Source organism: Gracilibacillus sp. JCM 18860 (assembly GCF_055395245.1).
In genome coordinates, this window is record NZ_AP043868.1 from 2,778,772 (window position 1) to 2,804,750 (window position 25,979).

The window sequence follows — 25,979 nt, forward strand, 5'->3', positions numbered from 1 at the left end:
ATAACATTTTCATTAAGATAATGATAAAATAAGGAAAGCATTTTATAAAAGTTACGTGAAAATTGGAAAGGAGTTTACTCATGACAAAAAAAGTAAGAGTTCGTTATGCGCCTAGCCCGACAGGACATCTCCATATCGGTAATGCGAGAACGGCTTTATTTAATTATTTATATGCCAAACACCTAGGTGGATCCTTTATTATTCGAACAGAGGACACCGATGCGAAAAGAAATGTAGAGGGTGGCGAGGAAAGCCAGCTTAATTATTTGAAATGGTTAGGAATCAAGTGGGATGAAGGTGCTGATATTGGCGGTGAATATGGTCCGTATCGCCAAATGGAAAGACTAGATATTTATCAAAAATATGTCGATGAGCTTTTAGAAAGAGGCCTTGCCTACAAGTGCTATATGACAGAGGAAGAATTAGAGCAAGAGCGTGAGGAACAACGAGCTAATGGTCAGGTTCCTAAATATTCTGGAGCACATCGTGATTTAACCGAAGAACAAATCGAACAATTTGAAGCGGAAGGAAGACAGCCTAGTATTCGCTTCCGTGTACCAGATCAAAAGACATATACATTCCAAGATATTGTACGTGAAAAGATTACTTTTGAATCCAGTGATTTTGGAGATTGGGTAATGGTGAAGAAGAATGGTATTCCAACCTATAACTTTGCTGTGGCGATTGATGATCACTTAATGGAGATCAGTCATGTTCTACGTGGAGAAGAGCATATTTCCAACACACCTAAGCAAATGATGATTTTTGATGCTTTTGGCTGGGAGCCTCCACAATATGGACATATGACCTTGATTTTAAACGAAAATCGTAAAAAGCTAAGTAAGCGTGATGAGCACATTTTACAATTCATTGAGCAATATAAGAATCTAGGCTATCTACCAGAAGCGTTATTTAATTTTATCGCATTGCTAGGTTGGTCTCCTGTTGGTGAGGAGGAAATCTTCACACAAGAGCAGTTTATCGAGATTTTCGATCCAGAGAGACTGTCCACCTCACCAGCAATCTTTGATCCAGCGAAATTAAAATGGATGAATAACCAATACATTAAACAAGCTTCATTGGAAGAGGTTGTCGAGCTTAGTCGTCCTCATTTAATAGCTGCAGGTAGACTTTCAGAAAATATGGATGAAGTAACCAAGCAATGGGCGATTGATGTCATTCGGTTGTATCATGACCAGTTATCCTATGGTGCGGAAATTGTTGAACTAACGGAGCTATTCTTCAAAGAGGATATCCAATATGATGAGGATGCGATGAATGTACTAAAAGAAGAACAAGTACCAGAGGTTATTACTGGCTTCCTTTCCCAATTTGAACAAATCGAACAGTTATCACCTGATAATATTAAGGCAGCAATAAAAGCGACCCAAAAAGAAACGAAACAAAAAGGGAAAAAGCTATTTATGCCTATTCGTGTAGCAACAACTGGACAAGTTCATGGACCAGAATTGCCAAATGCTATTCACTTATTAGGTCCTGAGATTGTTAAGGCAAGATTAAATAATGTGCTTTCCCTAATTAAATAAGTGACATTTTCCTAAGAACTATATATAATAAAACAAATGATATATTAGATCGTAGATGAGGAAAAGTAAACAATAGAAGCTTCTACAGAGAATACCACCAATTGGCTGCGAGTGGTTGAAGTAATCATTGTTGAAATGCACCTCAGGAGTTTCTTCTTGAAAGATAGTAGGGGAGAACGGGGATGCACGCCGTTATCTGTGCTAAGAGTGGAGGAATTTATTTAACCTAAAATTCCTAAACAGAGTGGAACCGCGCGGTAAGCGTCTCTGTGTTGTATAAACACAGGGGCGCTTTTTTATTGTGGAAGGGATCACGTGAGATTCAACCAATAGAGAGATGCTGTTACTAAATTTCCTTTAAGCTATTCAATCTGTTTTCATTAGAGAAGCTTTGAGAGAATGGTTCAAAATAGGAAGTTGCCTTAAGGGAGGGATAATCATTGGGATTGTTTAAATTGTTAAAGCAAGATATCGAAGTGGTATTTGACCAAGACCCTGCGGCAAGAACTTATATGGAGGTTTGCCTTACCTATTCAGGACTGCATGCTATTTGGTCACATCGGATTGCTCATGGCCTTTACCGAAAGAAATTTTTCTTTATCGCAAGAGTCATTTCACAAATAAGTCGTTTTTTTACGGGGGTGGAAATCCATCCAGGGGCTAAGATCGGCAAACGCTTCTTCATCGATCATGGTATGGGGGTAGTGATTGGAGAGACCTGTGAAATAGGCGATAATGTTACGATTTACCAGGGTGTGACATTAGGCGGAACTGGGAAAGAGAAAGGGAAACGACATCCTACGATAAAGGATAATGCGCTTATAGCAACCGGAGCAAAAGTGTTAGGCTCAATTACGATTGGTGAAAACTCCAAAATCGGTGCAGGGTCTGTTGTGCTAAAGGATGTACCAGACCATTCTACCGTTGTCGGTATACCAGGACGTGTTGTTGTCCAAAATGGAGAAAAGCTAAGAAAAGATTTAGATCATCATAAGTTGCCTGATCCCATAAGTGAAGTATTAAAAGAGATGCGCGAAGAAATTAGTGCATTAAGAACAGAGTTAGAAATGATTAAAGGAGCGAAACGTGATGACGATTAAAATATATAACACACTGACTCGAAAAAAAGAAGCCTTTCATCCGATAGAGCCGGGAAAAGTGAAAATGTATGTATGTGGTCCAACTGTTTACAATTACATTCATATTGGAAACGCACGCCCTGCCATCGTATTTGATACGGTTAGAAGATACCTGGAATACAAAGACTATGATGTCGAGTATGTGCTCAATTTTACCGATGTGGATGATAAGTTGATTAAAGCAGCCAAAGAGTTAGGAGAAGAGGTTCCAACTATTGCGAATCGATTTATTGAAGCATATAAGGAAGATGTAGGGGCACTTGGGGTGAAGGAGGCAGATCATCATCCACGTGTAACCGAGACAATGGATGATATTATTGCTTTTATCCAAACATTAATCGATAAGGGGCATGCTTATTCTGCGGACGGAGATGTTTATTTTAAGACGAGATCCTTTCAGCATTATGGAAAGCTGTCCCATCAATCGATAGATGAGCTTAGGTCTGGTGCCCGTATACAAATAGGAGAGAAAAAGGAAGATCCGCTTGATTTTGCGTTATGGAAGCAGGCAAAGGATGGAGAAATATCTTGGCAATCCCCATGGGGGGAAGGAAGACCAGGCTGGCACATTGAATGCTCGGCAATGGCGAAGCGATATTTAGGAGAGACCATTGATATCCATGCGGGTGGACAGGATCTTACTTTCCCACATCATGAGAATGAAATAGCGCAATCAGAGGCAGCGACAGGCAAGTCCTTCGCTAATTATTGGATGCATAATGGTTATATTAATATTGATAATGAAAAGATGTCTAAATCGTTAGGTAACTTCGTATTAGCCCATGATCTAATCGAACGTCATGATCCGAAAGTGCTTCGCTTTTTTATGTTAAGTGTCCATTACCGTAATCCGATTAACTTTAGTGATGCATTATTAGAAAGTGCTAAGAATAGCTTTGATCGGATTGAAAATGTGTTGGTAAATTTAAAGCACCGTAAAACATCTAGTTTAGATTTAGTGGCTGATAATCAAGTATGGTTGGATAAAATCACGAACATGCAGCACTCCTTTGAAATGGAAATGGAGGATGATTTCAACACAGCTAACGCCATTGCTGTCATCTTCGATTTAGTCAAAAAGGCGAACACGTATCTACAAGAAAGTCAAACACATACAGAGGTTATAGAAGCTTTTGAAAATACTTTAAATAGCTGGTTAAAGATCTTAGGCATTCAACGTGAGGAAGAAGCGTTACTTGATGAAGAAATCGAGCAATTAATTGAGCAACGGATAGAAGCGAGAAAAAATAAGGATTTTGCGCTCGCTGATAAGATTCGTGATGATTTAAAGGAACGTAATATTATTCTTGAGGATACACCACAAGGAACGCGCTGGAAACGAGGATTATAATGGAAAATGCAAAACAATTAAAAAGTCTAGCACTAGCCTATATGGGGGATGCCGTCTATGAAACCCAAATACGTCAATATTTATTGGAGAAGGGCAATGTAAGAGTGCATGAATTACACCAATTAGCGGTTCAATATGTGAAGGCATATGCTCAAGCAAAGGTTGTTCAAAGTTGGCTGGACGCTGGAGTACTAACGGAAGGCGAAGAAGCGATTGTTCGTAGGGGGCGGAATGCTAAGTCAGGTTCTGTTCCCAAGAATACAAGTGTCCAAGCCTACCGCCATAGTACGGCCTTTGAGGCACTACTAGGCTATTTATATTTAGACGGACAAACAGAACGGTTAGATGAGCTTATTCAACAGGCTATCACTATCATCGAGAAAGGAGAGGAATAGGATGGGGCAAGAATGGATGGTTGGCAAAAATACCGTGATGGAAATATTAGAATCAGGAAGATCGATTGAAAAAATATACTTATTAGAGAATTTGAATCCATCTCTAGCAAGGAAAATTCAAGCAATGGCAAAAAAAGCGAATGCTACAGTGCAACGGGTACCAAAAAAGAAATTAGATCAGCTTGTAGAGAATAGTAATCATCAAGGAATTGCTGCCCTTGTGTCTGCCTATGAGTATGCAAGTCTTGAACAATTATTTGCGATTGGAGAAGAAAGAAACGAGAATCCTTTTTTTATCTTATTAGATGAAATAGAGGATCCTCACAATCTTGGCTCCATTCTCCGAACAGCTGATGCAACAGGAGCCCATGGTGTTATCATACCAAAGCGTAGAGCGGTAGGCTTAACCGCTACAGTTGCGAAGACTTCTGTGGGAGCAATTGAGCATATCCCTGTGGTCCGAGTGACAAATATCGTGCAGACAATCGAAGAATTAAAAGCAAGAAATGTGTGGGTCGTTGGCACAGAGGCGGAAGCAACAGAGGATTATCGCCAATTGGATGGGAGCTTACCATTAGCCCTTGTCATCGGAAATGAAGGGAAGGGAATGAGTAGGCTCGTGAAGAAAAACTGTGACTGGACAGTTAGCCTCCCAATGAAAGGGCGTGTTTCCTCGTTGAATGCTTCGGTTGCAGCAAGTATTCTCATGTATGAAATTTATCGAAAAAGGTATTCAATTGGTGAATCGTAATGGACATTTTATTAGTCGATGGCTACAACATGATTGGTGCGTGGCAGGAGCTAAAGGCTTTACGAGAGGAGGATCTCGATAAGGCTAGATTGTTATTGATCGATAAAATGGCAGAATATCAAGCCTACAGAAGGAGAAGAGTCATTGTTGTATTTGATGCCTATGAGGTTAGAGGACTCGAAAACCGTCACGAACAATATAAGGTGGAGGTTATTTTTACGAAGGAAAATGAAACAGCTGATCAATGTATTGAACGGTTGATTAAGGAACTGAAAAATGTAAAAACAAAAGTATTTGTCGCAACCTCTGATTATACGGAGCAACGAATGATTTTTGCTCAAGGGGCATTTCGTATGTCGGCAAGAGAGCTAGAAATAGAGATTCAAAACATTCAAAAAGAAATCAAACAAGATATTAAAATACATCAACAAAAGAAAATAAGGAGTAAAATTCCTCTTAATGACCATGTCCTACAAGTTTTTGAAAGGTGGCGACGTGGTAATAAATAGAAAAACACTGGTTGACGGTTATAAAGCGCTTCCTGTATAATATTGCTATTATATTAGTCTGCTTTAACTATATTGGCATTAGCTAGGAGGAGTCCTGATTATAACCATGCGCAGAGAGAATAACGAGCTAAATTTTCAACTGTTGGACGATAATGAGTTAATTTTGCTAATTCAGGGTGGAAATACATATGCACTAGATTTTCTGATCCAAAAATATAAATCATTTGTTCGTGCTAAAGCTAAATCTTATTTTCTTGTTGGAGCAGATCATGAGGATATTACACAAGAAGGTATGATTGGGTTATTTAAGGCTATTCGGGACTTTCAACAGGATAAGCAATCTTCCTTTAGGGCGTTTGCTGAGCTTTGCATTACGAGACAGATTATTACAGCAGTGAAGACAGCAACAAGACAGAAGCATATGCCGTTAAATTCGTATATATCATTGGACAAGCCTATCTATGACGAGGAATCAGATCGCACCTTGTTAGATGTTCTTGAAGCAACGATTGCTTTAGACCCACAAGAACTAATTATTAGTCGAGAGAAGCATGGTGATATGGAGGGAAAACTAGCAGAGCTGTTAAGTAGATTAGAACGAGATGTCCTATTGTTATATTTAGAGGGCAAAACCTATCAGGAAATTTCAGCGGAATTAAATCGACATGCGAAATCAATTGATAATGCACTTCAGCGTGTAAAGAGGAAATTAGAAAAGTACCTCGAAGAAAGCGATATTTATATCTCCTAATCTAAAAACCTGGGGATTATTTAGTAGGTCGTTGACAGGCTTATTCAACCATGCTACATTAAAAAGGGTGAAAAACATGGGAAAAAAGGTCGTCCTTGCATGCGAGGTTTGTCATAATAGAAATTATAGTACGGAGAAAAACACAACAGATTCGGTTCGATTAGAAGTGAAAAAGTTTTGTAAGCAGTGCAATAGACATACCATTCATAAGGAAACGAAATAGTTTTACTGGCATTGAAGACAGTTTGGAGGTACACATAGTGAATCCTGTAACTTTTTTGAAGAACGTATCCAGAGAAATGAAAAAAGTGTCCTGGCCGAGAGGGCGCGAATTAACCCGTTATACGATTACCGTAATTGTTACCGTCGCTTTTGTTACAATCTTTTTTGCATTAATAGATCTTGGAATTACGCAACTTTTAAATCTTTTATTTGAATAAATAGAATTTATATATGTTATACTATTTATAAATATGTCTAAAATATTTAATGAGAACCCGCGTGACGGGTTTTTTAAATGGAATCAAATAACAAAATCACTAGAATTCGGCCGTAGAAGACAAGTTAATAAATAAGGGAGGGATGGGCGAAAAACGCCCTCTAGAAATGGAAAAAAGATGGTATGTCGTGCATACTTATTCTGGATATGAGAATAAAGTAAAAACGAATTTAGAAAAAAGACTAGAGTCCATGGGGATGGAAGACAAGATTTTCAGAGTGTTAGTTCCCGAAGATGAAGAAACAGAAATCAAGAATGGTAAGAAGAAAGTGGCAAAGAAAAAGGTATTCCCTGGCTATGTATTAGCTGAAATGGTGATGACAGACGATTCGTGGTATGTGGTCCGAAACACGCCAGGTGTAACGGGATTTGTTGGCTCGGCCGGTTCTGGATCTAAACCAACCCCATTATTAGAAGAAGAAGTGGAAACAATTCTGAAGCGAATGGGTTATCAAGAGCCTGTAACGGAAATAGACTTTGAGTTAAAAGAAACGGTAGAAGTAGTGGATGGTCCGTTCAATAATTTCTCCGGAACGATTGAAAAAATAGATTTAGATAAACAAAAGGTTCGAGTACATGTCAACATGTTCGGAAGGGAAACACCAGTAGAATTAGATTTCTCACAAGTGAAAAAAATGTCATAAGGAATTAGAATTTAAATTAATTGGTAGAGGTACTTGCATTTTAAGCTAATTAATGCTAAAATTCTTATGTTCTTTATGCCTCGAGTAGAAGGTTATTTAACATATGTATTAGAGTGGGAGGGTGAAACCCTATTACCACATCACGGACTTAAGGAGGTGTGTCTCGTGGCTAAAAAAGTAGAGAAAGTTGTTAAACTTCAAATTCCAGCAGGAAAAGCGAACCCAGCACCACCAGTTGGACCTGCATTAGGTCAAGCGGGTGTTAATATCATGGGATTTTGTAAAGAGTTTAATGCTCGTACACAGGATCAAGCTGGTTTGATCATTCCAGTAGAAATTTCGGTTTTTGAAGACCGTTCATTTACATTTATTACAAAAACTCCACCAGCAGCAGTATTGCTTAAAAAAGCAGCAGGTATTGAAACTGCTTCAGGGGAGCCAAATCGCAATAAAGTTGCAACACTTAAACGCGACAAAGTGAAGGAAATCGCTGAACTGAAAATGCCTGATTTAAATGCTGCTGATGTTGAAGCTGCAATGCGTATGGTCGAAGGTACTGCACGTAGTATGGGTATCGTAATCGAGGACTAATCTCACAGCGTTGTACAAAGGCTAATGGGTTGCGGTAGTAGAGGAATACCTCATGTCGCAACCTTTGTTATGTTTTAGCTTTTGATAGAAGTGGGAGGTATAACCGTTAAAACCACAAAGGAGGAAAATATAATGGCTAAAAAAACAAAGAAACAACAAGAAGCTTTAAAGCTTGTTGATAACACAAAAGCATATGAAGTAAAAGAAGCTTTAGAATTAGTAAAAAAGACAGCAACTGCGAAGTTTGATGAAACAGTGGAAGTAGCATTTCGTTTAGGGGTTGATCCGAAAAAAGCGGATCAACAAATCCGTGGAGCAATGGTATTACCACATGGTACTGGTAAAAGCCAAACTGTTTTAGTTTTTGCTAAAGGGGATAAAGCGAAGGAAGCGGAAGCTGCTGGAGCAGATTATGTAGGAGAACAAGACCTAATTAATAAAATTAACCAAGGTTGGTTTGATTTTGATGTAGTCGTTGCAACTCCTGACATGATGGCAGAGGTAGGTAAGCTAGGTCGTGTATTAGGACCAAAAGGCTTAATGCCAAACCCTAAGACAGGTACAGTAACCTTCGAAGTAGAAAAAGCTGTCCAAGAAATTAAAGCAGGTAAAGTAGAGTACCGCGTAGATAAACAATCAAATATCCACGTGCCAATTGGAAAGGTTTCTTTCGACTTAGATAAGCTCGTAGAGAACTTCCAAGCATTAGCTGAAACAATTGTTAAAGCTAAGCCTCAAGCTGCAAAAGGTACTTACCTACGAAACGTTGCTGTATCATCTACAATGGGCCCTGGTATCAAAGTAGATTCATCAGCATTTGCGAAATAATTTATTCTTGACTTTTAGAATTGTACACTGTATAATTCACAAAGGTTAAGTTAATCAAAATATATACATTATACCGTAGACAGTAGGTGCGTTATGCTTAATTTCCTACCGAGGTGTGTCTGGATAAATGTAAAGAGCTTGTGTGTTTTCATATGCTCTTTCAATAAATGACAGTCATAAAACCTCCATGTCTATATGGGGGTTTTTACTTTGGTAAAAGATATTTATCTTTTATAAGTGCGGTATAATGATCGCAAAACAGGAGGTGGAATCATGTCAAAAGTATTGGAGCAGAAAAAACAGGTGGTTGCTGAAATTGCTGACAAGTTTAAAGAAAGCCAATCAACTATTTTGGTAGACTACCGTGGATTAAATGTAGCAGAAGTAACAGAATTACGTTCACAATTACGTGAAGCTGGTGTAGAATTCAAGGTTTACAAAAACACAATGACCCGTCGTGCAGTAGAAGAGGCAGAGTTAAATGAATTAACAGATGTCCTTGCGGGACCAACTGCTATTGCTTTTAGCAAAGAGGATGTTGTAGCTCCTGCAAAAGTATTGAGTAACTTTGCAAAAGAGCATGAAGCACTTGAAATTAAAGGTGGCGTTGTAGAAGGATCTGTCGCTTCCCTTGAGCAAATCAAGGAGCTTGCGGACCTTCCAAACTACGAAGGTATGCTTTCTATGCTACTCAGCGTTCTACAAGCGCCAGTACGCAACTTCGCTTATGCAACAAAAGCTGTTGCGGAGCAAAAAGAAGAGCAAGGCGCTTAAGTTTTTGGTATATAAAAAACATTCGGATATGTTCATAAATAATAAAAAATTAGGAGGAATTAAACATGTCTAAAGAGCAAATTATTGAAGCGATCAAAGAAATGTCTGTTCTTGAGTTAAATGATTTAGTAAAAGCAATTGAAGAAGAATTTGGTGTAACTGCAGCAGCTCCTGTTGCTGTAGCAGGTGCAGCTGGTGGAGAAGCAGCTGAAGAAAAATCAGAATTTGATGTAGTTCTTGAAAATGCTGGAGCTTCTAAAATCAAAGTGGTTAAAGCTGTTCGTGAAATCACTGGTCTTGGACTTAAAGATGCAAAAGACTTAGTTGATAACGCTCCTGGAGCAATCAAAGAAGGCGTAGCAAAAGAAGAAGCAGAAGAAATGAAAGCTAAGCTTGAAGAAGCAGGCGCAACTGTAGAATTAAAATAATAGAGGAACACCCGCAAAAGCTCGCTATATAATGGCGAGCTTTTGTGTTAGGATATGCTTAGAATATGTGCTGGATTTTTGATCGAATCCTTTTTTTGCATGGAAAGGAGTTATGCCATGACTAATCAATATTTTTCTCAGAACCCTGATGTGGAGAGTGATCGGAGGACGTGGACTTTTCCATTAAGGGGGTATTCTCTTACCTTTACAACAGATAACGGTGTTTTTTCGAAAAATGAGGTCGATTTTGGCTCTAGACTTTTAATCGATACCTTTACCCTTCCTGCTGTTGATGGAGATATATTAGATTTAGGCTGTGGGTATGGTCCGGTCGGTATCGCACTCGCGAAGGATTTCCCTGATCGAAATATCATTGGGGTTGATATTAATCAAAGGGCTCTCGAACTGGCAAACGAAAATGCACGGCAAAATGATGTGAAAAATGTAAGCTTTCTAGAAAGTGATATATTTAGTGAAATAAAAGAAAAGAAATTTGCTGCGATCTTGACGAATCCGCCTATCCGCGCAGGTAAGCAAGTGGTGCATCAAATGCTAGAAGATTCAAAGGAAGCATTGCTGTATGGTGGGGAATTATCTGTCGTTATTCAGAAAAAGCAGGGGGCTCCATCTGCTCAGAAGAAACTAGAAGAACTTTTTTCGGAGGTTGAAGTTGTCGCAAAGAAAAAAGGATATTTTATATTTCGTGCTAAATAAGTTGACTCTGCCATCCACTTGTGTTAATATTGAAAAATGCCAATAGGACGAAACCCTTGTCAAGTATAAATTTTAATGTATATTTTTAAAAATGTTGGAAAAACTATCTAACATGCGCTGTTTTAGCATACTTGTAATCTTATTCGTAACTATAATGGCATTTTATTAGCTAATAGAGTTCTCTACTCAATCTTATTAGATTCCTTATTATTTTTCCACAGAAACATTTAGCAAATGAATAACATCTGCTCACTAGCAGGTGTCTATATATAACTTGTGAGCAAATTACCACAGGTTTGTTCGGTGTGTATGCCCGAACGGAAATGCAACACTTACTAAATTATACGATCTATAGAGAAATGTCAAATAACCTATAGTTAGTAAAGTATAAATGGTAAGTGTGGTTTCGTTTATACTATAGGTTGGTTATTTAAGCTCTTGGGACTATAGTATAAGTGAAACATAGACTTTCGTTTTCGTGTCACGAAAATGCTGAGTCAAGTTTTTCTAATGGCCATTTTAACATGGTGACTATCTTTTATTAATGATCGAGGGGTGAATCAGTTGACAGGTCAACTAGTTCAATACGGACGACACCGCCAACGTAGAAGTTATGCGCGTATTAGTGAGGTATTAGAGTTACCAAATTTAATCGAGATTCAAACAGCGTCCTATCAATGGTTCTTGGATGAAGGGTTAAAGGAAATGTTCCAGGACATTTCTCCAATTGAGGATTTTGCGGGCAACCTTTCCTTAGAGTTTGTGGATTATAGCCTCGGAGAACCGAAATATCCTGTTGATGAATCGAAGGAAAGAGATGTGACATATAACGCACCTCTTCGAGTGAAAGTTCGTTTATTAAATAACGAAACAGGTGAAGTGAAGGAACAAGAAGTGTTTATGGGTGATTTCCCACTGATGACAGATACAGGTACATTTGTGATTAATGGGGCAGAACGCGTTATCGTATCTCAACTGGTTCGTTCACCAAGTGTATATTACAATGCCAAAGTCGATAAAAACGGAAAGCGTGGCTATGCTGCTACTGTTATCCCGAACAGAGGGGCTTGGTTAGAATTTGAAACAGATGCTAAGGATGTCGTACATGTTCGAATTGATCGAACACGAAAATTACCAATCACGGTACTCTTAAGAGCATTAGGTTTTGGAGATGATCAAGAGATTATCGATTTACTAGGAGAAAATGAATACTTAAGAAATACATTAGAAAAAGACAATACCGAAACAAGTGAAAAAGCGCTACTAGAAATTTATGAGCGTTTAAGACCAGGGGAGCCACCTACTGTCGACAATGCCAAAAGTCTCCTTGTTTCTAGATTCTTTGATCCAAAAAGATATGATCTAGCACATGTTGGTAGATATAAAATAAATAAAAAGCTTCACATTAAAAATCGTTTGTTCAATCAAATATTAGCAGAGCCGATTGTGGATACAGAAACTGGTGAGGTTATTGCTAATAAGGGTGATCAATTAGATAGACGCTTATTAGATAAGATATTACCAATCTTAGATTCTGATGATAACCGCTTTGGTGAGAAGGTTCTAGAACCACACGAAGGAGTCCTAGAAGACCCAATTCATGTACAATCTATTAAGATTGTCGATCCAACAGATCCTGAAGGTGAGAGAACACTAACCGTTATCGGTAATAACAATGTAGATAGCAATATTAAAAATATTACACCAGGTGATATTTTGTCTGCTATCAGTTATTTCTTCAACATTTTACATGAAGTAGGCGATACGGATGATATTGACCACTTAGGTAACCGTCGTCTAAGATCTGTAGGGGAATTATTGCAAAACCAATTTAGAATTGGTTTATCTAGAATGGAGCGTGTGGTACGTGAGAGAATGTCTATTCAGGACACTTCTTCTATTACTCCACAGCAATTAATTAATATTCGCCCAGTGATAGCCTCCATTAAGGAGTTCTTTGGTAGTTCACAGCTTTCACAATTTATGGACCAAACGAACCCATTAGCTGAATTAACACACAAGCGTCGTTTATCTGCATTAGGCCCTGGTGGTTTAACAAGAGAACGTGCCGGCTTTGAAGTGCGTGACGTTCACTATTCACACTATGGTCGTATGTGTCCGATTGAGACTCCTGAGGGACCGAACATTGGACTAATCAACTCCTTGTCTTCTTATGCAAAGGTGAACAAATTTGGTTTCATTGAAACACCATACCGTCGTGTTGATCCAGAAACCGGAAAAGTAACCGATCAAATGGACTATTTGACTGCAGATGAAGAAGATAATTATGTAGTTGCACAAGCTAATGCTGAGCTTGATGATGAAGGAAGATTCGTGGATGATGAAGTAATTGCTCGTTTCCGCGGGGAGAACACGATCGTCAAGCGTGAAAAGATCGATTACATGGACGTATCGCCGAAACAAGTAGTTTCAGCTGCGACAGCATGTATTCCGTTCTTAGAAAATGATGACTCTAACCGTGCGTTAATGGGTGCGAACATGCAGCGTCAAGCAGTACCTCTAATGCAACCAAAAGCTCCGATCGTTGGAACAGGTATGGAATATGTATCAGGTAAAGACTCTGGAGCTGCTGTGATTTGTAGGCATGAAGGTATTGTAGAAAGAGTAGAAGCAAAAGAAATTCTCATACGCCGCATTTCTGAAATAGATGGTAAAGAAGTAGAAGGTGACTTAGACCGTTATCGTCTACAAAAATTCATTCGTTCTAACCAAGGAACATGCTATAACCAACGACCAATTGTTCAAAAAGGTGATCGTATTACTAAAGGAGAAATCCTAGCAGACGGACCTTCTATGGAAGATGGCGAACTTGCATTAGGGCAAAATGTTTTAGTTGGGTTTATGACATGGGAAGGTTATAACTATGAAGATGCGATCATCATGAGCGAACGACTTGTAAAAGACGATGTGTATACTTCTATTCATATCGAAGAGTACGAGTCAGAAGCGCGTGATACGAAGTTAGGACCTGAAGAAATCACACGTGATATTCCAAATGTTGGGGAAGATGCCTTACGTGACCTTGACGAAAGAGGAATTATACGTGTAGGTGCAGAAGTAGAAGATGGTGATTTGCTTGTCGGTAAGGTAACACCTAAAGGGGTGACAGAATTATCTGCTGAGGAGCGTTTATTACATGCTATCTTTGGTGAAAAGGCGCGCGAAGTAAGAGATACATCATTAAGAGTTCCACACGGTGCAGGGGGAATTGTACTAGATGTAAAAATCTTTAATCGTGCGGATGGTGATGAATTACCACCAGGTGTAAACCAATTAGTTCGTGTTTATATCGTTCAAAAACGGAAAATCCATGAAGGGGATAAAATGGCTGGTCGTCACGGGAACAAAGGGGTTATCTCTAAAATCCTTCCAGAAGAAGATATGCCATTCCTTCCAGACGGAACACCGATTGACATCATGTTAAACCCATTAGGGGTACCGTCACGTATGAACATCGGGCAAGTACTCGAGCTTCATCTCGGTATGGCCGCTAGACAGCTAGGCATTCATGTTGCTTCACCAGTATTTGATGGGGCTCGTGAAGAAGATGTATGGGAAACGATTGAAGAAGCCGGACTCTCAAGAGATGCCAAAACGATTCTTTATGATGGCCGCACAGGAGAGCCTTTTGATAATCGTGTTTCTGTTGGTGTTATGTACATGATCAAGCTAGCACACATGGTTGACGATAAGCTACATGCGCGTTCAACAGGTCCATACTCCCTTGTTACACAGCAACCACTAGGTGGTAAAGCACAATTCGGTGGACAACGTTTTGGTGAGATGGAGGTATGGGCATTAGAAGCATATGGTGCTGCATATACCTTACAAGAAATTCTAACTGTCAAATCTGATGATACCGTTGGTCGTGTGAAAACATACGAATCAATTGTAAAAGGGGAAAATGTCCCTGAGCCAGGAATTCCTGAGTCATTTAAAGTATTAATTAAGGAATTACAAAGCTTAGGAATGGATGTCAAAATGCTTTCAGGTGATGAACAAGAAATCGAGTTAAAGGACGAGGATGAGGACGATACTCATTCTGCTGACAACTTTAACCTAGAAATAGAAGAAACAACTAGCTGATGAAATCAACGTGTTCCTAACCATTCTATGCAATGGTTAGGAACCTATCTGTCTTAACAAAAACCGAAAGATAAAAAAAGGGAGGTTGACCCCTTGTTAGATGTAAATAACTTTGAATACATGAAAATAGGCTTAGCTTCACCGAACAAAATTAGATCCTGGTCCTATGGTGAAGTCAAAAAGCCAGAAACCATTAATTATCGGACATTAAAGCCGGAAAAAGATGGTTTGTTCTGTGAACGAATCTTCGGACCACAAAAGGACTGGGAATGTCATTGTGGAAAATATAAACGAGTTCGTTATAAAGGTGTTGTTTGTGATCGTTGTGGTGTGGAAGTAACGAAAGCAAAAGTACGTCGTGAACGAATGGGTCATATTGAATTGGCAGCACCAGTTTCTCATATCTGGTATTTCAAAGGCATTCCAAGTCGCATGGGGCTAGTATTAGATATGTCTCCTCGTGCTTTAGAGGAAGTGATCTATTTCGCAGCCTATATCGTTATTGATGCAGGCGATACAGCGTTAGAGAAAAAACAATTACTCTCTGAAAAAGAATATCGTGCTTATCGTGATAAATACGGTAATTCTTTTAAGGCGGAGATGGGTGCTGAAGCGATTAAGAAAATTCTACAAGATATCGACCTGGAAAAAGAAGTCGATCTCTTAAGAGAAGAATTAAAATCAGCACAAGGTCAAAGAAGAACACGTGCGATTAAACGCTTGGAAGTACTAGAAGCATTCCGTAATTCTGGTAATGATCCGAGCTGGATGATCATGGATGTATTACCAATCATCCCACCAGAATTAAGACCAATGGTACAGTTAGATGGTGGACGTTTTGCTACTTCAGACTTAAACGATTTATATCGTCGTGTTATTAACCGTAACAATCGTCTGAAAAGGTTGCTTGATTTAGGAGCACCAAGCATTATTGTTCAAAACGAAAAACGCATGCTACAAGAGGCCGTAGATGCTCTTATTGACAATGGTCGTCGTGGACGTCCGGTTACTGGACCTGGTAATAGACCATTAAAATCATTGTCTCATATGTTAAAAGGTAAGCAAGGTCGTTTTCGTCAAAACCTTCTTGGTAAACGTGTAGACTATTCTGGACGTTCGGTTATCGTAGTTGGTCCACATTTAAAAATGTACCAATGTGGTTTGCCGAAGGAAATGGCGGTTGAGCTATTCAAGCCTTTTATTATGAAAGAGCTAGTTGAAAGAGGTTTGGCACATAATATTAAATCAGCTAAACGAAAAATTGAAAGATTACATGCAGAGGTTTGGGATGTATTAGAAGATGTCATTAAAGAACATCCAGTTCTCCTTAACCGTGCACCTACCTTGCACAGATTAGGTATTCAAGCATTTGAGCCAACTCTAGTAGAAGGGCGCGCTATTCGTCTTCATCCATTGGTTTGTACAGCGTATAACGCCGATTTTGATGGTGACCAAATGGCTGTCCATGTACCTTTATCAGCAGAAGCACAAGCAGAAGCGCGTATTCTCATGCTTGCTGCTCAAAACATTCTAAACCCTAAGGATGGAAAACCGGTTGTAACCCCTTCTCAGGATATGGTATTAGGGAACTATTACTTAACAATGGAACGGGAAAATGCCGTTGGTGAAGGGATGGTCTTCAAGGATATCAATGAAGCATTAATCGCCTATCAAAATGGCTATGTTCATTTACACACACGAATTGCCGTACAACCAACAACCTTAAACAAAGAAGCTTTTACAGATGAGCAGAACCAAAAGTTAATGATTACAACAGTAGGGAAACTAATTTTCAATAATATGTTACCTGAATCATTTCCATATATGAATGAACCAACTCAGAAGAACTTAGAAGAGGCAACTCCTGATAAGTACTTTGTTGAAAAAGGTGTAAACATTAAAGAGGAAATTGCTAATCGAGAGATTATTCCTCCATTCAAGAAAGGGATTTTAGGAGATATTATTGCGGAAGTATTTAAGAAGTTTAAAATTAGTGAAACCTCTAAAATGCTAGATAGAATGAAGGATTTAGGATTCGCTTATTCTACAAAAGCAGGTATTACGGTAGGGGTAGCCGATATCGTCGTATTAGCGGAAAAAGAAGAAATTCTAAAAGCTGCTCAAGCTAAAGTGGATAAAGTTTTACAACAATTCCGAAGAGGTTTAATTACAGATGAAGAGCGCTATGATCGTGTTATTTCTATCTGGTCTCAAGCAAAAGATGATATTCAGGATAAATTAATGAAATCCTTGAATCCTCGTAACCCGATCTTTATGATGAGTGATTCAGGAGCCCGTGGTAACGCATCTAACTTTACTCAATTAGCAGGTATGCGTGGTCTAATGGCCAACCCAGCAGGTCGAATTATTGAATTACCGATCAAGTCAAGCTTCCGTGAAGGTTTAACCGTACTAGAGTACTTTATTTCTACTCACGGTGCACGTAAAGGTCTTGCCGATACTGCCTTGAAGACAGCTGACTCTGGTTATTTAACAAGACGTCTAGTCGATGTAGCACAAGATGTTATTATCCGTGAAGAAGATTGTGGTACTGACAGAGGCCTAACAGTAACTGCTATAACAGAAGGTACTGAAATGATTGAGCCACTAATTGATCGCTTAATTGGAAGAACAGTATTCCAAAATGTTTATCATCCTGAAACAAAAGACTTAATTATTTCAAAAAATGAAGTGATTACAGAAGATATTGCCAAAGAGATTGTAGAATCAGGTATTGAGGAAGTAATGATCCGTACGGTATTCACATGTAATACGAAGCATGGTACTTGTAAGAAATGCTATGGTCGCAACCTAGCAACTGGTGAAGAGGTTGAAGTGGGAGAGGCAGTAGGTATTATTGCTGCTCAATCAATCGGTGAACCAGGTACACAGTTAACGATGCGTACCTTCCACACTGGTGGTGTTGCAGGAAGCGATATTACACAAGGTTTACCTCGTATCCAAGAGATCTTTGAAGCAAGAAATCCGAAGGGGCAAGCGGTCATTTCTGAAATCTTCGGAATTGTGAAAGATGTGACAGAGGTCAAAGACAAGCAAGAGATCGTTGTCCAAGGTGCGATCGAAACGAAAACCTACACTGCGCCATATGGAGCTCGTTTAAAAGTATCCATAGGAGATGAAGTGGAAGCAGGCCAGGCTTTAACAGAAGGTTCTATCGATCCGAAAGAATTGCTTAAGATTCAAGGTATTGATGGAGTCCAATCATACTTGCTAAAAGAAGTACAAAAAGTATATCGTATGCAAGGGGTAGAAATCGGTGATAAACACGTAGAGGTTATGGTGCGACAAATGCTACGTAAAGTCCGTGTGGCAGATTCTGGAGATACAGATGTACTACCAGGCTCTCTACTTGAGGTTCACCAATTTAAAGATGCAAATAAACAATCCCTATTCAGTGGTGGTCGACCTGCAGTTGGAAGACCTGTCTTGTTAGGTATTACAAAAGCATCTCTAGAGACAGACTCCTTCTTATCCGCGGCTTCCTTCCAAGAGACAACGAGGGTGTTAACAGATGCCGCTATTAAAGGAAAACGAGATGAATTACTCGGTCTCAAAGAAAATGTTATCATTGGTAAGCTAGTTCCAGCAGGTACAGGTATGCAGAAGTACCGTCGTATCAAGGAAAAACTAGCAGAAGATCCAAGTCTTGCAGAAGAAGTAGCAACAGGTGAGATTACTTCTTAAGCAGTCTAACGAATGCGTTCGACATGTACCTAGTTCAGGTAGATGTCGAACATCAATCTTTCCATTTTTACTTGATAAACAACAAGGGATAAAAACGGAAGTAAGGAAAAATTACTAAATTTGCTCAATTTAAAGTTGACATTGAATTTAGGTGATGATAGTATATTTAAGGTGCTTCCGTTATCCTTGTTACTTTGGAGGATATAATAGATGTCTTATGATAAAGTGGCAAAGGTGAATATTGAGAAAATTATCGGAACAAAACAAGTAATAAAAGCCATTAAAAATGGTGAAGCAAAAGAAGTGATCATTGCTAGTGACGCAGATCAACATATTACTAGCAAAGTGTCACATGTTGCGAAAGATTACAATGTTCCCATAGCATATGTTGATTCTATGAAAAAATTAGGCAAAACATGTGGAATTGATGTAGGGGCAGCAACCGTGGCAATTAAGCAATAAAGTTTTGGCAAACCGTATAAGTTTGTGAAGGCTTTGTTTTTTGCTTTAAAATGAACCACCTGGATGTGTGGTATTACATTATGAAGAAGAGAGGAGGAACTAAACATGCCAACTATTAATCAATTGGTACGTAAAGGACGCGTTTCTAAATCTAAAAAATCTGATTCACCAGCACTTAACAGAGGCTACAATAGCCGTAAAAAACTGGCGACAAATCAAAACTCCCCACAAAAACGTGGAGTTTGTACTCGTGTTGGTACACTAACACCGAAAAAACCAAACTCTGCATTACGTAAATATGCTCGTGTTCGTTTGTCTAACCAAATCGAGGTAACTGCTTATATCCCTGGAATTGGTCATAACCTACAAGAACACAGTGTTGTGTTAATTCGTGGTGGACGTGTAAAAGACTTACCGGGTGTTCGTTACCACATCGTTCGTGGTGCACTTGATACTTCAGGTGTAGAAGGCCGTATGCAAGGTCGTTCTAAATATGGTGCGAAAAAACCTAAAAAATAAAAAGTTTAAAAGCTTGAAATAACAAAGGAAAGGAGGGGGAGATATGCCACGTAAAGGACCAGTACCAAAGCGTGATGTCTTACCAGATCCGTTATATAATTCAAAACTTGTAACACGTTTAATTAACCAAATTATGGTTGATGGAAAAAGAGGTAAAGCGCAAAAAATTCTTTATCGTGCTTTTGAATTAGTTCAAGAGCGTAGTGGTCAAAACGCTATGGAAGTTTTTGAACAAGCGATGAAAAATGTTATGCCAGTACTTGAAGTGCGTGCTCGTCGTGTTGGTGGATCTAACTACCAAGTACCAGTTGAGGTTAGACCTGAACGTCGTCAAGCGTTAGGTTTACGTTACATTGTAAACTATTCACGTCTTCGTGGAGAAAAGACAATGGAAGAACGTTTAGCTAATGAAATCCTTGATGCATCTAACAATACTGGAGCATCAGTTAAGAAGAGAGAAGATATGCATAAAATGGCTGAAGCAAACAAAGCTTTTGCACACTATCGTTGGTAATACGACGAAAATTTTTAATATAGCCTGCTCCAAAGACGCAGAAGCTACTATCCAAGTAATTAGATTAACTATATTCGAGATAGGAAGGAGAAAGATTCATGCCTAGAGAGTTCTCCTTGGAGAATACACGTAATATCGGTATTATGGCTCACATTGATGCTGGTAAAACAACAACTACAGAGCGTATTTTATTCTATACTGGTCGTATCCATAAGATTGGAGAAACACACGAAGGTGCTTCTCAAATGGACTGGATGGAGCAAGAACAAGAACGTGGAATCACGATTACTTCTGCAGCAACTACTGCTCAGTGGAAGGGTCATCGTATTAACATCATCGATACACCTGGACACGTAGACTTCACAGTAGAAGTAGAACGTTCCCTTCGTGTACTTGATGGTGCAGTAACTGTACTTGACGCCCAATCTGGTGTAGAACCACAAACAGAAACAGTATGGCGCCAAGCAACAACTTATGGCGTTCCTCGTATTGTTTTCGTAAACAAAATGGATAAAGTCGGTGCAGATTTCCTTTATTCAACAGGCACTTTAAAAGATCGCCTAGGAGCGAATGCTCATCCAGTACAGCTTCCAATTGGTGCTGAAGATCAATTTGAGGGTATTATTGATTTAATCACAATGGAAGCCTATTACTACGAGGATGATTTAGGAACGCGTACGGAAGCGAGAGAAATACCTGCTGAATTGCAAGATCAAGCAGAGGAATATCGTACAAACTTAATCGAAGCAGTTGCTGAATTAGATGAAGATCTAATGGAACGTTACTTAGAAGGTGAAGAAATTTCTAATGATGAATTAAAAGCTGCTGTTCGTAAAGCTACATTAAGTGTAGAATTCTATCCTGTATTCTGTGGATCTGCCTTCAAGAACAAAGGGGTACAATTAGTGATTGATGGGGTAGTTGATTACTTACCATCTCCATTAGATATCCCACCAATTGAAGGACATGTACCAGAGACAGAAGAGGAAGTTGTGCGTAAAGCGGACGATAAAGAGCCTTTCTCTGCCTTAGCATTTAAGGTTGCAACAGACCCATTTGTTGGGAAGTTAACCTTCTTCCGTGTATATTCAGGAACACTTAAATCAGGTTCTTATGTAAAGAACTCAACGAAGGATAAGCGTGAGCGTGTAGGTCGTATCTTACAGATGCATGCTAACTCTCGTGAAGAAATTTCTGAGGTATATGCTGGAGATATCGCTGGAGCCGTTGGATTGAAGGATACTAGTACTGGGGATACTCTATGTGAGGAGAAAAGCCTAGTTATTCTAGAATCAATGGAATTCCCTGAGCCAGTAATTTCCGTAGCTATTGAACCTAAGTCAAAAGCGGACCAAGACAAAATGTCCGTAGCACTAGGTAAACTAGCAGAAGAGGATCCTACCTTCAAAACGGAAACAAATACAGAAACGGGTCAAACGATCATTTCAGGTATGGGTGAGCTTCACCTTGATATTATCGTTGACCGTATGAAGCGTGAGTTCAAAGTAGAAGCAAACGTAGGTGCACCTCAGGTTTCTTACCGTGAAACATTCCGTTCAGCTGCAGAAGTCGAAGGGAAATTCGTTCGCCAATCTGGTGGTCGTGGTCAATATGGTCACGTTTGGATCAAGTTTGAGCCGAATGAAGAAGGTGCTGGCTTTGAATTTGTGAATAACATCGTTGGTGGTGTTGTACCACGTGAATACATTCCATCCGTTGAGGCTGGTGTGAAAGAAGCAATGGAAAACGGTGTGTTAGCTGGTTATCCATTAATCGATGTAAAAGCTACGTTATATGATGGAAGCTATCACGATGTCGATTCCAACGAAACAGCATTTAGAGTAGCAGCATCTATGGCACTTAAAGCTGCTAAAAACAAATGTAACCCTGTATTACTTGAACCAATGATGAGAGTAGAGGTAGTTATCCCTGAAGAGTATATGGGAGATATCATGGGTGATGTCACTTCTCGTCGTGGTAGAGTAGAAGGAATGGAAGCACGCGGACCTGCACAGGTTGTCAAAGCATTTGTGCCATTAGCAGAAATGTTTGGATATGCAACAGCTCTCCGTTCTAATACACAAGGTCGCGGTGTATATACTATGCACTTTGATCACTATGAAGAAGTACCGAAAAGCGTTTCAGAAGAAATTATTAAGAAAAACGCAGGTCAATAATTGATTTTTTTCACAATCTAAAGTATAACTTGTATTATAGGCTTAGCTTGGTGAGTGAACTCGCCTACTAAGCTGCGATACATGTAAATAAATTAAAAAACTTTTTACTTAATTAAAGGAGGAAATAGACATGGCAAAAGAAAAATTTGACCGTTCCAAAGACCACGTTAATATTGGTACTATTGGACACGTTGACCATGGTAAAACAACTTTAACTGCAGCAATTACAAATGTTCTTTTCAACAAATATGGTAGTGGTGAAGCTCGTGCGTATGATCAAATCGATGGTGCGCCAGAAGAAAAAGAGCGTGGAATCACTATTTCTACATCTCACGTAGAATACGAAACTGACAACCGTCACTATGCACACGTTGACTGCCCAGGTCACGCTGACTATGTTAAAAACATGATCACTGGTGCTGCACAAATGGACGGTGCGATCCTTGTAGTATCTGCTGCAGATGGTCCAATGCCACAAACTCGTGAGCACATCCTACTTTCTCGTAACGTAGGTGTACCAGCTATCGTTGTATTCTTAAACAAATGTGACATGGTAGATGACGAAGAACTTCTTGAATTAGTAGAAATGGAAGTTCGTGATCTATTAAGCGAATATGACTTCCCTGGTGATGATGTTCCAGTAATCAAAGGTTCTGCACTTCAAGCACTTGAAGGAGAAGAACAATATGTTAACGCAATTCTTGAATTAATGGATGCTGTTGATGAGTATATCCCACGTCCAGAACGTGATACTGATAAACCATTCATGATGCCAGTAGAGGATGTATTCTCTATCACTGGTCGTGGTACTGTTGCAACAGGACGTGTTGAGCGTGGTGTTGTAAAAGTTGGTGACGAAGTAGAAATCATCGGTCTTGCTGAAGAAGCTTCTAAAACAACTGTAACTGGTGTAGAAATGTTCCGTAAGCTTCTTGATTATGCAGAAGCTGGTGACAACATTGGTGCACTTCTTCGTGGGGTTGCGCGTGAAGATATTAACCGTGGTCAAGTATTAGCTAAGCCAGGTTCAATTACTCCACACACTAACTTCAAAGCAGAAGTTTATGTATTATCAAAAGACGAAGGTGGACGTCACACTCCATTCTTCTCAAATTATCGTCCACAATTCTATTTCCGTACTACTGATGTAACTGGCGTTGTTGGTTTACCAGAAGGCGTAGAAATGGTAATGCCTGGTGATAACACAGAAATGACTGTAGAATTGATTTCCCCAATCGCGATTGAAGATGGAACTCGCTTCTCTATCCGTGAAGGTGGACGTACAGTAGGTTCTGGTGTCGTAACTGAGATCATTAAATAATTGATGTAAGATAGAGGAAAACAGGTAGTGAGCACACTACCTGTTTTCTGTTTTGTTACACATAAATCTGGCTAGGAGAAGATGAAAAGTACAAGCAATACCACATTCAGAAAGCTATAATAGAAGTTTTCAAAAATAATTGATAAAATCGCAAAAAAATCCTTAAAAATGTTGCAATCACGTTGATTCTTCTATATAATATACAATGTTGGTCACAAAACAGGCGATGATGCGGAAGGTTGTTGGCACACCCGGCCCCTTTGCCATGGCGGGTGTCGAAGAAATTTTCGCGGAGAATGTCTATTTTAAAATGGGCAAAAAGGAGGGAAAATAATGGCAAAAGAAAAAATTAGAATTCGTTTAAAGGCGTATGATCACCGCATTTTAGATCAATCTGCAGATAAAATTGTAGATACGGCTAAAAGATCAGGTGCAGGGGTTTCTGGACCGATTCCATTACCGACTGAAAAATCGGTATACACGATTCTTCGTGCGGTACACAAATACAAAGATTCTCGTGAGCAATTTGAAATGCGTACACATAAACGTCTAATTGATATTGTTAGTCCAACACCAAAAACGGTTGATGCATTAATGCGTCTTGATTTACCGTCAGGTGTAGATATTGAAATTAAACTATAATATAAATTCATTTTAGGAGGTGTTACGGATGACGAAAGGAATCTTAGGTCGCAAAGTCGGCATGACTCAGCTTTTCTCAGAAGAAGGAGAATTAATTCCAGTAACAGTAATCGAAGCTGAACCAAACGTTGTGCTGCAAAAGCGTACAGAGGAAAATGATGGCTATGAAGCAATCCAAATCGGTTTTGCTGATCAAAAGAATAATCGTACAAACAAACCAGAAAAAGGACACGCGGAAAAAGCTAACACGAATCCTAAGCGCTTCATTCGTGAAGTCCGTGGCGTTAATCTTGACGAGTATGAACTAGGTCAAGAAATTAGCGTAGAAGTATTTGAAGCAGGAGATAAAATTGATGTAACAGGTACTTCTAAAGGTAAAGGATTCCAAGGTGCGATCAAGCGCCATAATCAACAACGTGGACCTATGTCTCATGGTTCTCACTATCATAGATCACCAGGTTCAATGGGTGCTGCTGCAGACCCAGCGCGTGTGTTTAAAGGTAAAAAATTACCAGGACAAACAGGTGGAGAGCAAATCACTATCCAAAACCTAGAGGTTGTAAAGGTTGATACAGATCGCAATCTTCTATTAATTAAAGGTAATGTCCCAGGTGCAAAAAAATCATTCGTTAAAATTACGAGTGCGTTAAAGGCTAACTAATCATAATTATCGAAGGGAGGATATGTCATGCCTAAAGTAGCACTATTTAATCAAAGTGGATCTCAAGTTGGTGATGTAGAAATCAATGATGCTGTATTTGGTATTGAGCCAAATAAACATGTACTTCATGATGCAGTACTTATGCAACGTGCATCACTTCGTCAAGGTACACATGCTGTAAAAAATCGCTCTGAAGTACGTGGTGGTGGTCGTAAACCATGGCGTCAAAAAGGAACAGGACGTGCGCGTCAAGGTTCTATTCGCTCCCCTCAATGGGTAGGCGGTGGAACAGTTTTCGGTCCTACTCCTAGAAGCTATAGCTATAAATTGCCGAAGAAGGTTCGTAGATTAGCGCTTAAGTCTGCTCTTTCTACAAAGGTACAAGAAGATAGCTTAGTTGTATTAGATGGAATTACGATTGAAGCTCCAAAAACAAAAGAAGTAGTAGCAATGCTTTCTTCCTTAAATGTTGATGCAAAAGCTTTAATTGTCACGGCAGAAAAAGATGTCGTATTAGCGAAATCAGCTAATAACCTACCAAATGTAAAAGTAGTAACTGTAAGTGAAGTAAATGTCCTAGACTTGCTTACGCATGACAAGCTGATCTTAACGAAAGAGGCAGCTGAAAAAGCAGGGGAGGTGCTTGCATAATGAAGGATTCTCGTGATATTATTAAGCGCCCTATCATTACTGAACACTCTGCAGATTTAATGGCAGAAAAGAAATATACTTTCGAAGTTACGAAAGAAGCAAACAAGACCCAAATCAAAGATGCAGTAGAAGATATCTTCGGTGTGAAAGTAGTCAATGTGAATACATTAAATCGTAAAGGTAAATTCAAGCGAATGGGACGATATGGTGGTTACCGTCCAAACCGCAAGAGAGCGATTGTTCAATTATCTGAAGATAGTAAAGAACTAGATTTCTTTGAATCTCTATAATTAAATCAA

General features: G+C 39.2%; 27 protein-coding genes and 2 other annotated features. All 27 genes read left to right on the forward strand.

Annotated features, from left to right (window positions below; genetic code table 11):
- The first annotated feature begins 80 nt into the window (after window positions 1–80).
- On the forward strand, window positions 81–1,547 hold the full coding sequence (gene gltX / locus ACZ5R4_RS14045; protein ID WP_054861131.1) for a glutamate--tRNA ligase: 1,467 nt from the start codon (window positions 81–83) through the stop codon (window positions 1,545–1,547).
- A gap of 43 nt (window positions 1,548–1,590) precedes the next feature.
- Window positions 1,591–1,819: a binding site (T-box leader), on the forward strand.
- A gap of 174 nt (window positions 1,820–1,993) precedes the next feature.
- A complete protein-coding gene (cysE, locus tag ACZ5R4_RS14050) occupies window positions 1,994–2,647 on the forward strand; it encodes a serine O-acetyltransferase (RefSeq protein ID WP_109985159.1) in 654 nt (217 codons plus the stop codon).
- Window positions 2,637–4,037: a cysteine--tRNA ligase gene (cysS, locus tag ACZ5R4_RS14055; RefSeq protein ID WP_464367515.1), complete on the forward strand. Its 1,401-nt coding sequence runs from the start codon at window positions 2,637–2,639 to the stop codon at window positions 4,035–4,037. Before cysE ends, cysS begins: the two co-directional genes overlap by 11 nt.
- On the forward strand, window positions 4,037–4,432 hold the full coding sequence (locus ACZ5R4_RS14060) for a Mini-ribonuclease 3 (RefSeq protein WP_054787935.1): 396 nt from the start codon (window positions 4,037–4,039) through the stop codon (window positions 4,430–4,432). The genes cysS and ACZ5R4_RS14060 overlap by 1 nt, the downstream gene beginning before the upstream one ends.
- A gap of 1 nt (window position 4,433) precedes the next feature.
- On the forward strand, window positions 4,434–5,183 hold the full coding sequence (rlmB, locus tag ACZ5R4_RS14065; RefSeq protein ID WP_464367516.1) for a 23S rRNA (guanosine(2251)-2'-O)-methyltransferase RlmB: 750 nt from the start codon (window positions 4,434–4,436) through the stop codon (window positions 5,181–5,183).
- A complete protein-coding gene (locus ACZ5R4_RS14070; protein WP_054787934.1) occupies window positions 5,183–5,692 on the forward strand; it encodes an NYN domain-containing protein in 510 nt (169 codons plus the stop codon). The genes rlmB and ACZ5R4_RS14070 overlap by 1 nt, the downstream gene beginning before the upstream one ends.
- 106 nt (window positions 5,693–5,798) lie before the next feature.
- Window positions 5,799–6,443, forward strand: a complete 645-nt coding sequence (gene sigH, locus ACZ5R4_RS14075; RefSeq protein ID WP_054787933.1) for an RNA polymerase sporulation sigma factor SigH — start codon at window positions 5,799–5,801, stop codon at window positions 6,441–6,443.
- 76 nt (window positions 6,444–6,519) lie between these two features.
- The gene (gene rpmG / locus ACZ5R4_RS14080; RefSeq protein ID WP_109985140.1) at window positions 6,520–6,666 is read left to right on the forward strand and encodes a 50S ribosomal protein L33; all 147 of its coding nucleotides are present in this window, start codon (window positions 6,520–6,522) and stop codon (window positions 6,664–6,666) included.
- A 37-nt stretch (window positions 6,667–6,703) separates the two neighbouring features.
- On the forward strand, window positions 6,704–6,883 hold the full coding sequence (secE, locus tag ACZ5R4_RS14085; RefSeq protein ID WP_109985139.1) for a preprotein translocase subunit SecE: 180 nt from the start codon (window positions 6,704–6,706) through the stop codon (window positions 6,881–6,883).
- Between the two features lie 166 nt (window positions 6,884–7,049).
- Entirely contained in the window at window positions 7,050–7,586 is a 537-nt protein-coding gene (gene nusG, locus ACZ5R4_RS14090; RefSeq protein ID WP_109985158.1) for a transcription termination/antitermination protein NusG, read from the forward strand.
- Between the two features lie 165 nt (window positions 7,587–7,751).
- Complete coding sequence (gene rplK / locus ACZ5R4_RS14095) at window positions 7,752–8,177, forward strand: 50S ribosomal protein L11 (protein WP_139180338.1); 426 nt, start codon at window positions 7,752–7,754, stop codon at window positions 8,175–8,177.
- Between the two features lie 132 nt (window positions 8,178–8,309).
- Window positions 8,310–9,005: a 50S ribosomal protein L1 gene (gene rplA, locus ACZ5R4_RS14100; protein ID WP_109985138.1), complete on the forward strand. Its 696-nt coding sequence runs from the start codon at window positions 8,310–8,312 to the stop codon at window positions 9,003–9,005.
- A gap of 55 nt (window positions 9,006–9,060) precedes the next feature.
- Window positions 9,061–9,223 (forward strand) — a sequence feature (ribosomal protein L10 leader region).
- Between the two features lie 55 nt (window positions 9,224–9,278).
- The gene (gene rplJ, locus ACZ5R4_RS14105; RefSeq protein WP_054787932.1) at window positions 9,279–9,779 is read left to right on the forward strand and encodes a 50S ribosomal protein L10; all 501 of its coding nucleotides are present in this window, start codon (window positions 9,279–9,281) and stop codon (window positions 9,777–9,779) included.
- A 65-nt stretch (window positions 9,780–9,844) separates the two neighbouring features.
- Window positions 9,845–10,207, forward strand: coding sequence for a 50S ribosomal protein L7/L12 (rplL, locus tag ACZ5R4_RS14110; RefSeq protein ID WP_054787931.1), 363 nt, complete (start codon window positions 9,845–9,847; stop codon window positions 10,205–10,207).
- A 117-nt stretch (window positions 10,208–10,324) separates the two neighbouring features.
- Window positions 10,325–10,921: a class I SAM-dependent methyltransferase gene (locus ACZ5R4_RS14115; RefSeq protein ID WP_464367517.1), complete on the forward strand. Its 597-nt coding sequence runs from the start codon at window positions 10,325–10,327 to the stop codon at window positions 10,919–10,921.
- Between the two features lie 564 nt (window positions 10,922–11,485).
- Window positions 11,486–15,028: a DNA-directed RNA polymerase subunit beta gene (rpoB, locus tag ACZ5R4_RS14120; RefSeq protein WP_109985136.1), complete on the forward strand. Its 3,543-nt coding sequence runs from the start codon at window positions 11,486–11,488 to the stop codon at window positions 15,026–15,028.
- A gap of 93 nt (window positions 15,029–15,121) precedes the next feature.
- Window positions 15,122–18,733, forward strand: coding sequence for a DNA-directed RNA polymerase subunit beta' (rpoC, locus tag ACZ5R4_RS14125; RefSeq protein WP_464367518.1), 3,612 nt, complete (start codon window positions 15,122–15,124; stop codon window positions 18,731–18,733).
- A 210-nt stretch (window positions 18,734–18,943) separates the two neighbouring features.
- A complete protein-coding gene (locus tag ACZ5R4_RS14130) occupies window positions 18,944–19,195 on the forward strand; it encodes a 50S ribosomal protein L7ae-like protein (protein WP_054861128.1) in 252 nt (83 codons plus the stop codon).
- Between the two features lie 105 nt (window positions 19,196–19,300).
- Window positions 19,301–19,714, forward strand: coding sequence for a 30S ribosomal protein S12 (rpsL, locus tag ACZ5R4_RS14135; protein WP_109985134.1), 414 nt, complete (start codon window positions 19,301–19,303; stop codon window positions 19,712–19,714).
- Between the two features lie 43 nt (window positions 19,715–19,757).
- Complete coding sequence (gene rpsG, locus ACZ5R4_RS14140; RefSeq protein ID WP_054787928.1) at window positions 19,758–20,228, forward strand: 30S ribosomal protein S7; 471 nt, start codon at window positions 19,758–19,760, stop codon at window positions 20,226–20,228.
- A 98-nt stretch (window positions 20,229–20,326) separates the two neighbouring features.
- Window positions 20,327–22,405 carry an elongation factor G gene (gene fusA, locus ACZ5R4_RS14145; protein ID WP_109985133.1) on the forward strand — a complete coding sequence of 693 codons (2,079 nt, stop codon included), beginning with the start codon at window positions 20,327–20,329 and terminating at the stop codon, window positions 22,403–22,405.
- A gap of 130 nt (window positions 22,406–22,535) precedes the next feature.
- Entirely contained in the window at window positions 22,536–23,726 is a 1,191-nt protein-coding gene (tuf, locus tag ACZ5R4_RS14150) for an elongation factor Tu (protein WP_054787927.1), read from the forward strand.
- Window positions 23,727–23,931: 205 nt separating this feature from the next.
- Window positions 23,932–24,060, forward strand: a complete 129-nt coding sequence (locus ACZ5R4_RS14155) for a hypothetical protein (protein ID WP_464367519.1) — start codon at window positions 23,932–23,934, stop codon at window positions 24,058–24,060.
- Window positions 24,060–24,368: a 30S ribosomal protein S10 gene (gene rpsJ / locus ACZ5R4_RS14160; RefSeq protein WP_109985132.1), complete on the forward strand. Its 309-nt coding sequence runs from the start codon at window positions 24,060–24,062 to the stop codon at window positions 24,366–24,368. The genes ACZ5R4_RS14155 and rpsJ overlap by 1 nt, the downstream gene beginning before the upstream one ends.
- Before the next feature lie 28 nt (window positions 24,369–24,396).
- The gene (gene rplC / locus ACZ5R4_RS14165; protein WP_054861123.1) at window positions 24,397–25,029 is read left to right on the forward strand and encodes a 50S ribosomal protein L3; all 633 of its coding nucleotides are present in this window, start codon (window positions 24,397–24,399) and stop codon (window positions 25,027–25,029) included.
- Between the two features lie 27 nt (window positions 25,030–25,056).
- Window positions 25,057–25,680 (forward strand): 50S ribosomal protein L4, encoded by a 624-nt coding sequence (gene rplD / locus ACZ5R4_RS14170; RefSeq protein WP_464367520.1) that lies wholly within the window; start codon window positions 25,057–25,059, stop codon window positions 25,678–25,680.
- Window positions 25,680–25,970 (forward strand): 50S ribosomal protein L23, encoded by a 291-nt coding sequence (gene rplW / locus ACZ5R4_RS14175; RefSeq protein WP_054787924.1) that lies wholly within the window; start codon window positions 25,680–25,682, stop codon window positions 25,968–25,970. The genes rplD and rplW overlap by 1 nt, the downstream gene beginning before the upstream one ends.
- The last annotated feature ends 9 nt before the right edge of the window (window positions 25,971–25,979 follow it).